This window comes from Gordonia sp. ALPHA1B1 (assembly GCF_005502615.1).
Classification (GTDB): domain Bacteria; phylum Actinomycetota; class Actinomycetes; order Mycobacteriales; family Mycobacteriaceae; genus Gordonia; species Gordonia hongkongensis.
In genome coordinates, this window is record NZ_SCOC01000019.1 from 48,105 (window position 1) to 62,597 (window position 14,493).

Annotated in this window: 9 protein-coding genes and 1 tRNA gene; 4 read left to right on the plus strand and 6 right to left on the minus strand. The window is 70.3% G+C overall.

Features of this window, described 5'->3' with window-relative positions; genetic code table 11:
• Window positions 1-106: 106 nt before the first annotated feature.
• The 3 genes from FFS52_RS14225 to FFS52_RS14235 are packed head-to-tail and all read right to left on the minus strand — an operon-like array spanning window position 107 to window position 5,858.
• Entirely contained in the window at window positions 107-4,036 is a 3,930-nt protein-coding gene (locus FFS52_RS14225) for an ABC transporter ATP-binding protein (RefSeq protein WP_137810068.1), read from the minus strand.
• Complete coding sequence (locus tag FFS52_RS14230; protein ID WP_137810069.1) at window positions 4,033-4,791, minus strand: hypothetical protein; 759 nt, start codon at window positions 4,789-4,791, stop codon at window positions 4,033-4,035. The genes FFS52_RS14225 and FFS52_RS14230 overlap by 4 nt, the downstream gene beginning before the upstream one ends.
• Window positions 4,788-5,858 (minus strand): glutathione S-transferase C-terminal domain-containing protein, encoded by a 1,071-nt coding sequence (locus FFS52_RS14235; RefSeq protein WP_058252737.1) that lies wholly within the window; start codon window positions 5,856-5,858, stop codon window positions 4,788-4,790. Before FFS52_RS14235 ends, FFS52_RS14230 begins: the two co-directional genes overlap by 4 nt.
• A gap of 103 nt (window positions 5,859-5,961) precedes the next feature.
• Between FFS52_RS14235 and FFS52_RS14240 the strand changes: the two genes are divergently transcribed.
• The 4 genes from FFS52_RS14240 to FFS52_RS14255 all read left to right on the plus strand — a co-directional run bounded on the left by FFS52_RS14240 (window position 5,962) and on the right by FFS52_RS14255 (window position 11,877).
• The gene (locus FFS52_RS14240; protein ID WP_137810070.1) at window positions 5,962-7,518 is read left to right on the plus strand and encodes an MFS transporter; all 1,557 of its coding nucleotides are present in this window, start codon (window positions 5,962-5,964) and stop codon (window positions 7,516-7,518) included.
• A 50-nt stretch (window positions 7,519-7,568) separates the two neighbouring features.
• Window positions 7,569-8,759, plus strand: a complete 1,191-nt coding sequence (locus FFS52_RS14245; RefSeq protein WP_058252739.1) for an exonuclease SbcCD subunit D — start codon at window positions 7,569-7,571, stop codon at window positions 8,757-8,759.
• A complete protein-coding gene (locus FFS52_RS14250; protein ID WP_137810071.1) occupies window positions 8,756-11,746 on the plus strand; it encodes an SMC family ATPase in 2,991 nt (996 codons plus the stop codon). Before FFS52_RS14245 ends, FFS52_RS14250 begins: the two co-directional genes overlap by 4 nt.
• A 55-nt stretch (window positions 11,747-11,801) precedes the next feature.
• Window positions 11,802-11,877: transfer RNA gene (locus FFS52_RS14255), tRNA-Arg, on the plus strand.
• A 318-nt stretch (window positions 11,878-12,195) separates the two neighbouring features.
• On the opposite strand, the gene FFS52_RS14260 is transcribed toward FFS52_RS14255, so the two are convergent.
• The 3 genes from FFS52_RS14260 to FFS52_RS14270 all read right to left on the minus strand — a co-directional run bounded on the left by FFS52_RS14260 (window position 12,196) and on the right by FFS52_RS14270 (window position 14,478).
• Window positions 12,196-12,624, minus strand: coding sequence for a methyltransferase domain-containing protein (locus tag FFS52_RS14260; protein ID WP_065632833.1), 429 nt, complete (start codon window positions 12,622-12,624; stop codon window positions 12,196-12,198).
• 81 nt (window positions 12,625-12,705) lie between these two features.
• Entirely contained in the window at window positions 12,706-13,584 is an 879-nt protein-coding gene (locus tag FFS52_RS14265) for a DUF305 domain-containing protein (protein WP_137810072.1), read from the minus strand.
• A 75-nt stretch (window positions 13,585-13,659) separates the two neighbouring features.
• Window positions 13,660-14,478: a DUF3105 domain-containing protein gene (locus FFS52_RS14270; RefSeq protein ID WP_065632835.1), complete on the minus strand. Its 819-nt coding sequence runs from the start codon at window positions 14,476-14,478 to the stop codon at window positions 13,660-13,662.
• Window positions 14,479-14,493: the final 15 nt, after the last annotated feature.

Genomic DNA, 14,493 nt, shown 5'->3' on the forward strand with positions numbered 1-14,493 from the left:
TGAAGGTGCCGGGTTCTCTGCCACGCGTCGTCTCTTGTGGAGACTATCGGTGAACCACCTGACGATGCTACGCGTCGTCGACTCGCTCACACCTACCGACCTGTTACTACGGAGTCAGTTCCGAGGTGGCCCGCGTGACCGTCGTGGCGGCCCTCCGTGCGCTGGTCGGAGCGGGTGAGTCGGGGCGGGGCACCGCCGGCTCGTCGGGATCGACACCGGCATCCCAGAAGCCGCGGTACCTCTGTCCCAACGCGAGCAGCTCCTCGTGTGTTCCGAGTTCGACGATCCGTCCGCCGTCCACCACCGCGATGGTGTCGGCGCGGGCGGCCGTGGCCAGTCGGTGGGCGACGATCACCGACGTGCGGTGCCGGGTCACCGCCCGACCGGCGGCGAGGACCTGCGCCTCGGTGGCCTGGTCGAGGGTCGCGGTCGCCTCGTCGAGCAGCAGCAGATCGGGCTCGACGAGTTCGGCCCGGGCCAGTGCGATGAGTTGGCGCTGGCCCGAGCTCAGCCCCTGGCCGCGTTCCCCGATGGGATGGTTCATCCGGCCGGGCAGGGCGGTGATCATGCGCAGTGCGCCGACCGCGGCGGCGGCGTCGACGATCGCGGCCCGATCGGCGTCGGGCCGGCCGTAGGCGATGTTCTCGGCGACGGTGCCGGTGAACAGGTGCGGCTCCTGCGGGACGAGGCCGAGCCGCCGCCGGTATCCAGCGAGTTCGTAGTCGCCGATGTCGGTGCCGTCGACCAGGACCCGTCCGGTGGTCGGATCGTAGAAGCGCGCCAGCAGCTTGACGATCGTCGACTTGCCGGCGCCCGTCCGGCCGACCAGGGCGAGCGACGACCCGGCCGGGATGTGCAGGTCGACGGCGGACAGCGCATCCGTCGTCGAACCTTGGTAGCGGAATCCGACCCGGTCGAAGTCGACGACGCCGTCAAAGCCCCCGTGTGGCGGGGACTCGGCTCTCGTCGAGGTGCGCAGCGAACTCGGCGTGCGCAGCAGGTCGCCGATCCGGCGGAGCCCCACGGCCGCCTGCTGGTAGCCGTCGAAGACCTGCGAGAGCTGTTGCACCGGACCGAACAGCATCGTCAGGTAGAGGACGAAGGCGACGAGTGTGCCCGCCGAGAGCGAACCCGACGCCACCTGCCCGGCGCCGACGCCGAGCGCGATCGCGGTCGCGATGTCGGACATGAGCTGGATGAGCGGGAAGTACGAGGCGATCGCCCGCTGCGAGACCATCCGGGCCTCGACCCATTCTCCGGAACGACGCGCGAACCGGGCCTGGGCGTCGTCGGTGCGCAGGTAGGTCTGCGTGGTCTTGATGCCGGCGATGTTCTCCTGGAAGTCCGCATTGACGACGCTGATCAGCTCGCGCGAGCGCGTGTAGGCGCGGCTCGCGACGCGGCGGAAGACGATCGTCGCGGCGATCAGGAGGGGGAAGACGGGCAGCACCAGGAGTCCGAGCAGGGGGCCGGTGATCAGGAGCGCGACACCGACGCCGACGAGCGTCAGCACCGCCACGATCGCCGAGGTCAGTCCGGTCTGCAGGAACGTCGACAAGGCATCGATGTCGGTCGTCATCCGGGTCATGATCCGGCCCGACAGCTCGCGCTCGTAGTAGTCGAGTCCGAGGCGCTGGATGTGGGCATAACTGCGGATCCGCAGTCCGAACAGCACCCGTTCGCCGGCCCTGGTCGAGGTGATCGCCATCGACGACGCGGCGACCCAGCCGACCCCGACCAGTACGACACCGCCGACCGCGGCCCATAGAAGGGTCGACCCCTCGGTGTGTCCGGTCGAGTCGATGACCGCCCGGGCGATGCTCGGGAAGGCCAGGCCGACGAGCGTGTCGACGGCGATGGCGAGCAGTGCGGCGGCGAGCAGCCACCGGACCGGCGCGAGGAGTCCGCGCAGGGTGAAGACCGGGTTCTCGCGTCGGGCGGCGGCGACGTCGACCTCCGGCCGCTCGACCGCAGGGGGGAGCGCGTCCACCGAGGCCTGGAGCTGGGGGGTGGCCGGCATCGAACCGAGCGCGCTGGCCACGCCGCCGCCGCGACCGGTCCGTGAGCCCGCCCCCATCGCCGGAGAGGTCCGGGCCGCGACGTCGATCGAGTCGGAAGCGACTTCGGGCCACAGGCTCTCGATCTCGGTCGGGCCCGGTCCGCGCAGCGGTGGCGCGGTGTCGGCGACCGGGGCCGCGCCGGTGATGTCGTCGTGGACGCCGTCGGGCGCCGGTTGCGTGGTGCTCGACATCAGCTCGCGGAAGCGCGGTGAGGTCGCCTCGAGTTCGGCGAGCGTCCCCAGCGCGGTGATCCGGCCGTTGTCGAGCACCGCGACGCGATCGGCGAGGACGAGCGTCGAACGTCGATGGGCGAGGACCAGCATCGTGGCGCGGCGGTCGCGGAGCCCGCCCAGGATGCGCGCCTCGGTGGTCGCGTCCACCGCGGACGTCGCGTCGTCGAGCACGAGGATGCGGGGGTCGGCGAACAGGGCGCGTGCCAGGGCGATGCGCTGACGTTGCCCGCCCGACAGGGTGAGTCCGCGTTCGCCGATGATGGTGTCGTATCGGTCGGGGAGCGCCTCGACGAATTCGGCGGCGTCTGCCGCGGCGGCTGCTGCCCGAACCCGGTCGGCGGTGTCGGCCCCGGCGGCTGCCGAGCCCATCGCGATGTTCGCGGTGATGGTGTCGGAGAACAGGAACGGCTCGTCGAACACGACGGCGACGGCACGGTGGAGTGCCTCGGGCGCGAGGTCGTCGATCCGGTACCGGGACGGCTCGTCACCGGCGCTCTCGCCGAGCAGCGAGATCGTCCCGGAGTCGGGTCGTTCGAACCGGCTGACCAGGTCGGCGATGGTCGACTTGCCGGAACCGGGCGGACCCACGATCGCCACACATTCGCCCGGCTCGATCCGCAGGTCGATACCGGACAGCACGGCGGGCGGGTCGTCGGCGTCGTGGGTGTGGTGGGCGAACCCCACACCGTCCAGTTCGACGCCCAGGGGGCCGTCGGGCAGCGTGCCGGTCGCGGTGTCGCCCGGATCGTGGGGATGGTCGATGACGTCGTAGACGCGTTCGACGGCCGCCCGCGCCAGCTGGGCGTTGACGATCAGGTTCGTCAGCAGTCGGGCGATGCCGGTCATGGTGGCGACGTACGTGCTGAACGCGACGAAGGTGCCGGCCGTGATCGCGCCGGTCATCGTGAGGTAGCCGCCCACGACGATCACCCCGACCATGCCCAGCTGCGGGATGGCGGCCAGGGTCGGGGCGAATCGAGCATTGATCCGGGCGGCGCGGAGTCGGCGAGCGAACACCGTCCGGCACCGGGTGATGAGGTCGTCGACCGCGCGTTCCTCCTGGCCGAAACCCTTCACGACCCGCACGCCGGTGACGGTCTCCTCCACGTGCTGGGCGACGTCGGCGGCGGCCTGCTGCGCCGACCACGTCGCCGCGAACAGCCGACGCCGGGTACGCCACACCTCGAGGGCGATGAGCGGGGCGATCAGCAACGCCACCCCGGTCAGGAGCGGCGACAGGTACGCCATGATGGCCAGGGCCACGACCATCTGCACCGCGGCGCCCAACGACAGTGGCGCCATGGCCAGCAGACTCTGGACGACCTGGATGTCGGAGATCGAGCGAGACACGATCTGTCCGGTGCGGATCTGGTGCTGGCTGCGGCCGTCGAGGTGCAACAGGGTGTCGAGGAGTCGGAGTCGCAGCGTGTTCTGCACGTTCACCGCGAGCCGTCCCGCGAACACCCGCCGGCCGAGATGGCAGGCGTAACGGACGACGGCGAAGACGACCAGCGCGATGATCACGGTGCGTAGCGAGAGGCCGTCGTCGACGACGCCGGTGGCGTGGTCGATCGCGGCCTTGGTCAGCAGCGGCATCAGGACGTCCACCCCAACGGCGACCAGGGTGAAGATCATCGTGACGACGACGACGCGTCGGTATCGCCATGACTCACCGAGGAGTCGGCGGATCCAGCCGGGCGCGGCTGCCGACGACTGCGGGTGCGGCGCGGCCGCCGCGGTCACCACGAACCGGGTGGGAGCGGATCCGGGGTGGGTGCTTCACTGAAGTCGACGTCGATGACCCACGTCCGGGGTGCCGGCCCGAACGCCTCGCGCGCGTTGTGGACGACCTTGCGGCCGAGGGCGCGACTCCCCACACCACCGATGACCGCACCGATACCGGCGGGCATGAGCTTGCCGAAGATAAGCGGCGCCCGGCGGATCGCGTACTTCTTGACGAGTTTGTTCACCAGGGTCTTGTTCAGTTTGGTGATCGCACCGGATGGCAGGGCGGCTCCACCGAGCCGGCGCAGCGCACCGCCTCCGGTGCCGACCACGCGACCGAGGGCCAGCACACCCTCTTCGCCCAGCGCGACGGTCATGACCAGGGCCTTGCGACGCTCGGACTCGTGCACCGGGATGCCGTGCACCTCGGCGATCGACAGCGCGAGCAGGGCCGACGCCTCGAGGAAGAACGCCGTGTCCCCGGTCATCGCCCCGAACGCGGTCATCGTGCCGACACCGGGCACCGCGGCCGCCGCGCCGACGGCGCCGCCGGAACCGGTGACCGCGTTCAGATAACGCTTCTCGAGCCGCTCGATGATCTGCGCGGGTGAGTCGTTGGGGTACTTCCGCCGCAGTGAATCGACGTACTTCTTCACCGCGGGTGCCTGCAGTCGCTGTGCCCGGTCCAGGATGCCGCCGGTCACCTCGACGGCCTTGCCGGGGGGCGTACGGCCGTGGTCTGCCGAAACTCCTTGTGACGCCTTGTCTTTCATTCCGCCGCCGCTCGTTCCGTCGGTACCCAGTCCGCTGCGGGCACGACCTCGGCCGGTGGTGGGGGACCGGGGGGTGTGCCGTCACCGAACGGGCGACCGCCCAGGTCGTCGCGATGGTGTGCGGTGAGCCAGCCGCGGAGGTCCGGGCCCTTCGGCACGATCTGCGTGGGATTCACGTCGGTGTGGACGATGTAGTAGTGCTGTTTGATCTGGGTGAAGTCGGTGGTGTCGCCGAAGCCGGGCGTCTGGAACAGGTCCCGGGCGTAGGCCCACAGCACCGGCATCTCGCTCAGCTTGCTCCGATTGCACTTGAAGTGGCCGTGATACACCGCGTCGAATCGCGCCAGGGTGGTGAAGAGCCGGACGTCGGCCTCGGTGATGGTGTCGCCGACCAGGTAACGCTGCGTCGACAACCGCTCGGACAACTCGTCGAGTTTGGTGAACAACCGGTCGTACGCCGCGTCGTAGGCTTCCTGGCTGCCGGCGAATCCGCAGCGGTAGACGCCGTTGTTGACCTCCGTGTAGATGCCGTGGCTGACCTCGTCGATCTCGTCGCGCAGACGCTCCGGGTAGAGCTCCGGCGCGCCGTCGCGATGGAAGGCGGTCCATTCCAGCGAGAAGTCGATGGTGATCTGCGGGAAGTCGTTGGTGACGACCTCGCCGGTCGGCACGTCGACCATCGCCGGCACGGTGATCCCCTTCGGGTAGCCGGGGATCCGCTTCTCGTAGGCGTCCTTGAGTCGCGGGATCTGCAGGACCGGGTCCACTCCGCCGGGGTCGAGGTCGAAAGTCCACGAGTTCTTGTCGTGCGTGGGACCGCACAGCCCGAGCGAGATGGCGTCCTCGAGGCCGAGTAGCCGCCGCACGATGAGGGTCCGGTTGGCCCACGGGCAGGCCCTGGCTGCGACGAGCCGGTACCGGCCGGCCTCCACCGGATAGCCGTCCCGGCCGTCGGCGGTGATGCGGGTCTCGATGTACTTCGTGTCCCGGACGAACTCCTCGCCGGTCATCACGTACGAACCCTGTTCGCCCTCGGACGCGGTGCTCTGCTCGGACTCTGTGCTCATGGGCTCCACAGTAATGATCCGGAGCGACATCCCGCCCCGAGCTGCCGCGAATCCCGTGATCGCGCGGGCCATTCATGAATCGGACAGGTCTAGCATCGGGGAAATGCAGTCGAGCGACGCCGCCCGCGGCCAGAACGCGGGCACCGACGAGATGGTCACCGCCCGCCCGTGGGCCGCGATGCTGGCGCTCTGCGTGGGCTTCTTCATGATCCTCGTCGACATGACGATCGTGGCCGTGGCCCAGCCGCGTATCCAGGCCGATCTCGACACGAACGTCAACGGCGTCGTCTGGGTCACCAGTGCGTACCTGCTCACCTACGCGGTGCCGCTGCTGATCACCGGTCGCCTGGGCGACAAGTTCGGCCCCAAGACGATGTACCAGCTCGGTCTGGCGGTCTTCACCGCGGCCAGTCTCTGGTGCGGCCTGTCGTCGTCGATCGGTGAGCTGATCGCGGCACGCGGTCTGCAGGGTGTCGGCGCCGCCCTCATCACCCCGCAGACGATGGCGCTGATCACCCGTATCTTCCCGGCCGAGAAGCGCGGCGCCGCAATGGGGGTGTGGGGCACGGTCGCCGGCGTGGCGACCCTCGTCGGTCCGTTGCTCGGCGGCGTGTTGACCGACGCGTTCGGCTGGGAGTGGATCTTCTTCATCAATCTGCCCGTCGGCCTCGCCGGTCTCGTCCTCGCGGCCGTTCTCGTCCCCCGGGTCAGCACGAACGACCATCAGTTCGACTGGATCGGTGTCGGTCTGTCTGCGGTCGGTCTCTCCGCGCTGGTGTTCGGCATCCAGGAGGGGGAGACCTTCGACTGGGACACCTGGATCTGGCTGCTCATCGTCGGCGGAGTCGTGGTCCTGGGGGTCTTCGTCTACTGGCAGTCCCGCATCCGCACCGAGCCCCTGGTCCCGTTGTCGCTGTTCCGCGACCGCAACTTCTCGCTGTCGACCATCGGCATCGCGTCGATGGGCTTCGCCGTGTCGGCGATGATGATCCCCTTGACGTTCTTCCTCCAGCTCGTCGGCGGGATGTCGCCGACGGAGTCGGCGGTCGTCCTGGTGCCGATGGCGGTGCTGACCGGTGTCCTGGCTCCGATCGTGGGCCGGGTGGTCGATCGCGTCCACCCACGCACGATCGTGTCCTCGGCACTGCTGCTGAACGCGATCGCCATCGCGTGGCTGGGCTTCGTCGCCCGCCCGGAGACCCCGGTCTGGCTGATCGTCGTCCCGCTGTGCCTGATGGGTGTGGCCTCGGCCGGTATCTGGGCGCCGCTGGCCGCGACCGCCACCCGCAATCTGCCGTGGCATCAGGCCGGGGCCGGTGCCGGTGTCTACAACACACTGCGGGTCATCGGTTCGGTCCTCGGCTCCGCCATGATCGGAGCGCTCCTGCAGACCCGGCTGGCGGCCGAGCTGCCCGGCGTCGACGCCGAGAACGCCCAGGACGGTGCGGCCGGGCAACTGCCGGAGTTCCTGCGCGAGGGGTTCGCGACCGCCATGGGGCAGTCTCTCTACCTGCCCGCGGCCGCGCTGCTGATCGGCGTCGTGGCGACCTTCTTCTTCGTCCGGCCCGCGCATCAGACGGTCCCACCGCAGGTCGTCGACCCGCACGCGGTGGGCGCCGACGCCGGTCGGTCCGACTCGGTGCCGGGGTCGACGGCGTAGGCGAGCGCGCGTCCCACGATCTGTCGGCACCCGACCGTAAGGTTGCGCCCATGCGGATCGTGCACACCTCCGACTGGCACCTGGGCCGGACGTTCCACGGGGTCGAGCTGCTCGCCGACCAGCGTCGCGCACTGTCGCATCTGGCCGCACTGGTCGACGCGGAGTCGGCCGACGCCGTCATCGTCGCCGGTGACGTGTACGACCGGTCCGTCCCGTCCGCCGACGCGGTCCGCGTGTACGACGAGGGCCTGGCCGAGATCGCCGCTGCGGGAGCGCAGATCGTCGTCACCTCGGGCAATCACGACTCGCCCACTCGCCTCGGTGCGGGGTCGGGATTCGCCGCCGCCGGTGGCCTGCATCTGCGGACCTCGATCGCCGACATCGACCGTCCGGTCATCCTGTCGGACGCCCACGGAGACGTCGCGTTCTACGGCATTCCCTATCTCGAACCCGACACCGCGCGACGCCACCTCGGCGTCGAGTCGATCGGCGGGCACACCGCTGTCCTCGACGCCGCCATGACTCGCGTCCGCACCGATCTGGCTGCGCGCCGGGTTCGGTCCGTGGTCGTCGCCCACGCCTTCGTCAGCGGGGCCGCGGCCTCCGGTTCGGAGCGCTCGATCAGTGTCGGCGGGGTGGAAACGGTTCCCGCCGAGACGTTCTCGGGCGCCGACTACGTCGCCCTCGGGCATCTGCACTCGCCGCAACGTGTCACCGACACGGTCCGGTACAGCGGTTCGCTGCTGCCGTACTCCTTCGGTGAGCGAACCCACCGGAAGGCGGCGCTGGTGGTGGAGCTCGACGCCGACGGCGTCGCCGAGGTCCGCGCACACGAGCTGCCCGTCGTCCGCGAACTGAGCTCTCTCACCGGCGTTCTCGGCGACCTGCTGACCGACGAACGGTACGCCGCGGCGCAGGACCACTACGTCGAGGTGACGCTGACCGACCCGGTCCGCCCGACTGACGCGATGCGTCGGCTGCGCGAGCGGTTCCCGTTCGCGGTCCATGTGCAGTGGGAGCGGCCGCATTCCGGCTCCGGCGTCGACTACCGTTCCCGCGTGCGCGGCCGGACCGACGCCGAGATCATCGCGTCGTTCATCTCCGACGTGCGCGACGAGCCGACCAAGGGGGAGCGGGTGCTCCTCGAACGCGCACTCCGCGCCGTGGTCGGTGAACCCGAGTCCGACGCGGCCGAACTGACCCTGTTCGACATCGAGGCGATCGTCGCGGAGTCCGCATGAGGCTGCACCGTCTGCGCGTCCGGGCCTTCGGTCCGTTCGCCGACGAGATCACGGTCGACTTCGACGACCTCGGCGGTGACGGACTGTTCCTGCTGCACGGCCAGACCGGCGCCGGCAAGACCACGGTCCTCGACGCGGTCGCCTTCGCGCTGTTCGGCCGGGTACCGGGCGTGCGCGACACCAACCGGCGCCTGCACTCGGATCACGCTGCGGCCGAGGATGTCCCGGAGGTCGAACTCGAGGCGACGATCGCGTCCCGCCGACTCCGGATCACGCGGTCGCCCGAGCACGAACGACCCAAGAAGCGCGGCGACGGCACCCGCAAGGTGAATGCCCGGGCGACTCTCGTGTGGGTCGACGGATCCGGACCCGACCTGACCCGCATCCCCGAGATCGGCGACGCCGTGGTCCGGCTGCTGGGGATGAGTGCCGATCAGTTCTTCCAGGTGGTCCTGCTGCCGCAGGGCGACTTCGCCCGATTCCTGCGCGCGCACTCCGATGAGCGGGAAGCGCTGCTGGAGCGGTTGTTCGACACCGAGCGGTTCGGTGACCTCGAGGAGTGGTTGCGTGACCGCGCGCGGGAGAGCGCGGCGAAGCTGACCGAACAGACCGCCGTGCTCGACCGGGTCGCCGGTCAGATCGTGGCGGTGGGCGGGGTCGAACCGACCGCCGAACCCGACTTCGACTGGGCGCAGGAATGTCTCGAGCGTGCGCGCACCGCCGCGGAGCGCATGCGCCTCGAGTCAGGTGCGGCGCAGGCCGCGGCCGACCAGACGCAGGCCGCGTACGAGAGCGGGAGCCGGCTCGCCGAGCTGCGTCGCCGGGGGCGTGCGGCCACCGAGCGACTCGCACGGCTCGCGGACGGCGAAGCCGCTCTGAGCGCGGCGGCACAGGCTCGTCGGCAGGCCCTGCAGGCGGCGCCCATCGTGCCGCTCGCCGACGACGCCGACCGTGTCACTCGCGAACTCACGGTCGCCGAGCAGGCCGTCACGCGTGCGCACGCAGAGCTGTGCGCGCTGCCGGAGGGTGAGTCTCTGTGCGCCGGCGGGTCAGACGAGGATCTCGACGCACGCCTGGATGCGGCGATCGACCGCTGGACCGAGGAGTCGGGGCGGTGGGAGCCCCTCGCCGAACGCGTCGCGCAGCGGCCGGCTCTGGTCGCCGAGATCCAGACCCTGAACTCGGCGATCGTCGAGGCGGACCGCCGCACTGCCCAGACCCGGACCCTGCTCGACGCCGCGCCGGGCCGTCGCGCCGAGGCCGTCGCCGCACTGGCGGAAGCGGGGGAGTTGCGGATGCAGGCTCCGAAACTCCGGGCCGAGCGCGACGCACTCCGCCGCGTACGCGACGCACTCACCGACCGGGACGCGGTGCTGGTCCGGCTCGCGACCGCCGAGAAGGAGTTGCTCGACGCCCGCGACGCCCATGCCGCTGCGCGGGAGCGCGTGCTCGACGCCCGCGAGCGTCGCCTCGCCGGGATGGCAGTGGAACTGGCGGGCGGGCTCGTCGAGGGTGAACCCTGCGTCGTGTGTGGTTCAGTGACGCACCCTCGACCGGCCACCGACGACGGCGACGCCCCGGCGTCCGAGGTCACAGCCAACGAAGACGCGGCAGCGGCCGCCGAGGAGCGGGCGAGCGCGATCAAGGCCATCGCGCAATCCGCGGTGGCGGCTCTCGTCGAACGCCGTACGCATCTCGACGCCGTGATCGGTGGTGCTCGTTCCGACGCCGTCGACGCCGACCTCGCCCGGGTGGGCGCCGAACTGGCTGCCGCGGAACGTGCCGCGTCGCGACTCCCAGCGCTGCAGACGGCGGTCGATCGGATCGACGCCGAGGTCGATGGGTGGCGCACCACCCTCGCCGACGACGAGTCGGCCCAGTCCGCCCGTCGCGAGCGGGTGACCGCGTTGCGGCAGAACCTCACCGAGCTCGATGAGGCCGTCCGGGAGGCAACCGGCGGCCGCGGCGGGGTCGCCGAGCGGCGCCGTGAACTCGCCGAGCTGGTCCGTCGCACCCGTCGTCACCGGAACGCCCGGCAAGAAGCCGCGCGAGCGCGGGACCGGGTCGCCGAGGCGACCGATCGATTGTCCGCGGCGTGTGCCGACGCCGGGTTCGACGATGTCGCCGCCGTCCGAGCGGCATTCGCCCCGGACAAGCAGATCGCGGCGTGGGACACGTTGCTGCAGGAGGCCGCCAGTCTGCGCGCCGCTGCCGAGGAGACCCTCGCCGACGAGGATGTGCGCGCCGCGATGTCGACTCCGGAGCCGGATGTCGAACAGCTCACCGCAGACCGTGACGCCGCCCGCCGCCGCCTCGACACCGCCGCGAAGGAACACGCCGTGGCCGGCCGGCAGGCGGCCGACCTCCAGGAGTACGTCACCCACTTCTGGGAGGCCCTCGACTCCCTGGCGCCTCTGCAGGAACGTCACGCCGAACTCCAGGGACTCGCCGAATTGGTCAGCGGGCGCGGACAGAACGCACGCCGGATGTCGCTGCGGTCCTACGTGCTGGCCGCGCGTCTCGACGAGGTCCTCGTCGCCGCGTCGGGTCGTCTCCGCGAGATGTCCTCCGGGCGTTACGAATTCGTGCACACCGACGCCGCGGGTGTCCGGGGCCGGCGTGGCGGCCTCGGTATCGAGGTCCGCGACGAGTACACCGGCGCGCTCCGCCCGACGACGACGCTGTCCGGCGGCGAGACCTTCTTCGCATCGCTGGCCCTCGCACTCGGACTCGCCGACGTCGTCTCCGCGGAGTCGGGCGGGCGGGTGCTCGACACCATCTTCATCGATGAGGGTTTCGGCACCCTCGATCCCGAGGCGCTCGACCTCGTCATGGGGGTCCTGGATGACTTGCGGGCCGGCGGGCGTGTCGTCGGCGTGGTGAGTCACGTCGACGAACTCCGCGCACGAATTCCGGCCCAGCTGCACGTCCTCCGCGGCGAGCACGGGTCGTCGGTCCGAGTGCAGAGCCCGCTCGGCGTGTCCTGAGCTGCCGATTGGGATGTCGACGGATCGGTGCGCTAGGCTGAGTCCCGCCCGATGAGCCCCCGTAGCTCAGGGGATAGAGCGTCTGCCTCCGGAGCAGAAGGCCATAGGTTCGAATCCTATCGGGGGCACCAGTAGCACTGACCGGCGTAGCCGTTCTTCCCGGGAGTCTCCGGGCCCGATCCCATAATCCCTGGCCTCCGCGCTGAACAGGTGGGCTTGGCGGGGTATGTGCCATTGTCAGGCGGCTTCTGCCGCGTTCAGCAATAGGTATCGGATACCGATACCTATTGCTGAACCGAGCAGCCCGGAGGATGTTCCCTCACACGTACGGCTCTCCCGGCGCCTCCATGCCTGATGCGGTCCGCCACCGGCACGCGGCGCTGGGCAGCAGCGTGCCACAGCCCCGGCGTGATCGCCACAGTTCCACGCGCACGCGGTGCTGATCTGCCTCAACTCGCCGGCAACTCGATGCGCCGCAACGGATCACCGCCGTCGACAAGCAGCACTCCGCCCGGACGCAGCGCCCGGGCCACGGCCCCCACGGCCGCGTCGTAGAGATCGGGGTGTCGCCCGTCTAGTGCGCCGACGCGCAGTGCGAACGCCACGTCGAACGGGATGCGCGCGCCGAGGTCGAAGTCCTCGATGGCGCTGCAGTCGAAGTCGAGTCGGTCCGGACCGAAGCCGCCGGCGATCGCGGCCCGGCGGGCGGCGTTCACGGCTTGAGGCGACCGATCGATGCCGAGTACGAAGCCGTCGGGTCCCACCCGGCGCGCCACCTCGCGTGCTGCCGGCCCGGGCCCGCAGCCGATCTCGAGGACTCGCAGACCAGGGGCCAGTGGCAACGCGTCGACCGCGGCCGCGAGGCGTGGTGAGAGCATGCCGCCATCATCGCCGTTCGGAGAGCCGCGTGGCCCGACCGAACTTGCTCACCTCACCGGCGTGCCCGCCGTGCGGGGCGCTCAGTTCAGCGGAAGTGGTTGTGCGCCACGCAGGGCCAGCATCTGGGTGATGATGGCGATCTCCTTGTCCTGGGTCCGTTTCATGCTCGACGCCAGGTCGCGGACGTAGGCCTGCTCGACGTTGGCGGGGTCGGCGGCGTATTCCATCATGTGCAGACCGCCCTCGTGGTGACGCAGCATCAGCTGGAGGAACCGGATGTCGACCTCGGGACCCCGCATCGCGCGGAACTGTTGCATCTCCGCCGACGTCGCCATCCCGGGCATCGGCGGCTGTTCTGCGTCGGAGTCCGCGGCACCTGAGGCGGGTGCGGACATGTCCCCGTGATCCATGTCCCCGTGGTCCATGTACCCGTGGTCCGAACTGCCGTCGCCACCGTGGCCGTGATCGTGACCGCCGGCGGAGTGATCCGCGGGATCGGAGTGGTCGTGTCCGTCGGTCTCGGAACCGCCGTGGCCCATCCACGCCATGGTCGCGCCGGGGTTGGTGACGGGCTGACCCCATCGCGTCAGCCACGACTGCATCTGGCCGATCTCATTGCTCTGGGCGGTGAGGATGTCGAACGCCATGCTCCGCACCTCGGGGTCGGTGCCGTGTTCGAGTTCGATGGCGGCCAGTTCCACACCCTGCTCATGGTGGCGGGTCATGTCCTGCGCGAAGCCGACGGCCGCCGAGTTCGCAGCCGGGGAATCGTCGCCGGTGGAGTCGTCGGCGAGGCTCGCCTGGATCAGCAGTCCCAGGCCGAGACCGAACAGTAGGAGGGCGGCGCCGCCCAGGGCGAGCAGGATCCGTGGGCGCGACGACGGCTCGGCGGTGTCGTCCGGACCCTCGGGAGTCGTTGTCCCGTCCCGCGATTCGGGCTGGTCGCTGTTGTCGGTCATCGCTGGTCCTCGCCGATCTCGTCGGGGCGTGCGGCCCGGTCCGTTACCTGGTCTGCTGCTCGCTGGGAACCCGCGTCAGCCCGCGGGCTGCTGGTTGCCGCCATCCATCGGGACGGCGTCGGGGCCGGGCTCACCCTCGTCGGCCGGCGGGGGGTTCGACGGATCGAACCCGGGGATGGCGGTACAGGTGGCCTGGGTCTCGGGGTAGGCGGCGGTCTGCGGGTTCTCCGGGTAGACCCCGGGCATCATGTTGCGGCGCAGCGCGGTGATGAACTGGTTGACGCGCGGATCGCGGGCGGATTCGAGCTTGAGCTGGTGTCCCCAGCTCTGCAGCGACACCGGCTGGTCTAGTCCGGGGTAGGGCGAGAGGAACAGGTACTGCTCACCGCGGACAAGCTGCTTGAGGTAGTCGAGGTCCTCCGGTGAGACGGTGTCCGGGTTGTAGGTGATCCAGACCGCGCCGTGTTCGAGGGCGTGGACGGCGTTCTCCGACCGCAGCGGGTTCGGGTACACGACGCCGGTACAGGTCGCCCAGATCTCGTCGTGCGGCCCGCCGAACGGAGGCGACTGGTCGTAGGCGACACGCTGGGTCGCGGTGACGTGCCGCGCGGCCTCGTAGTAGCGCTTCGTCACACCCGGGATGTTCGCCGACGGATCGGGATTCTGCGGTGAGGGCACGAACTCGGACACCGTTTCCACGGCGAAGTCGTCCTTCTGTTCGGCGCGCCGCTCGTTGAACTTGGGGACGAGGTAGATCGCGAGTCCGGCGATGAGGCCGATGACCACCACGACGGCGCCGATCAGCATCCAGTCGACCTGACGTCCCGTCGCCGAGGGAACGGATCCTGCTCGCTTGCGGGACTTGGGGACGTTGGCCCCTGGTTTGCGCGCCATTGACTTCTTTCCTCA

Coding starts and splice junctions, on each gene's coding strand:
- FFS52_RS14270 (WP_065632835.1), bottom strand. CDS start 14,478: ATGGCGCGCAAACCAGGGGCCAACGTCCCCAAGTCCCGCAAGCGAGCA.
- FFS52_RS14245 (WP_058252739.1), top strand. CDS start 7,569: ATGCGGATCGTGCACACCTCCGACTGGCACCTGGGCCGGACGTTCCAC.
- FFS52_RS14250 (WP_137810071.1), top strand. CDS start 8,756: ATGAGGCTGCACCGTCTGCGCGTCCGGGCCTTCGGTCCGTTCGCCGAC.
- FFS52_RS14230 (WP_137810069.1), bottom strand. CDS start 4,791: ATGAAAGACAAGGCGTCACAAGGAGTTTCGGCAGACCACGGCCGTACG.
- FFS52_RS14235 (WP_058252737.1), bottom strand. CDS start 5,858: ATGAGCACAGAGTCCGAGCAGAGCACCGCGTCCGAGGGCGAACAGGGT.
- FFS52_RS14265 (WP_137810072.1), bottom strand. CDS start 13,584: ATGACCGACAACAGCGACCAGCCCGAATCGCGGGACGGGACAACGACT.
- FFS52_RS14260 (WP_065632833.1), bottom strand. CDS start 12,624: ATGCTCTCACCACGCCTCGCGGCCGCGGTCGACGCGTTGCCACTGGCC.
- FFS52_RS14240 (WP_137810070.1), top strand. CDS start 5,962: ATGCAGTCGAGCGACGCCGCCCGCGGCCAGAACGCGGGCACCGACGAG.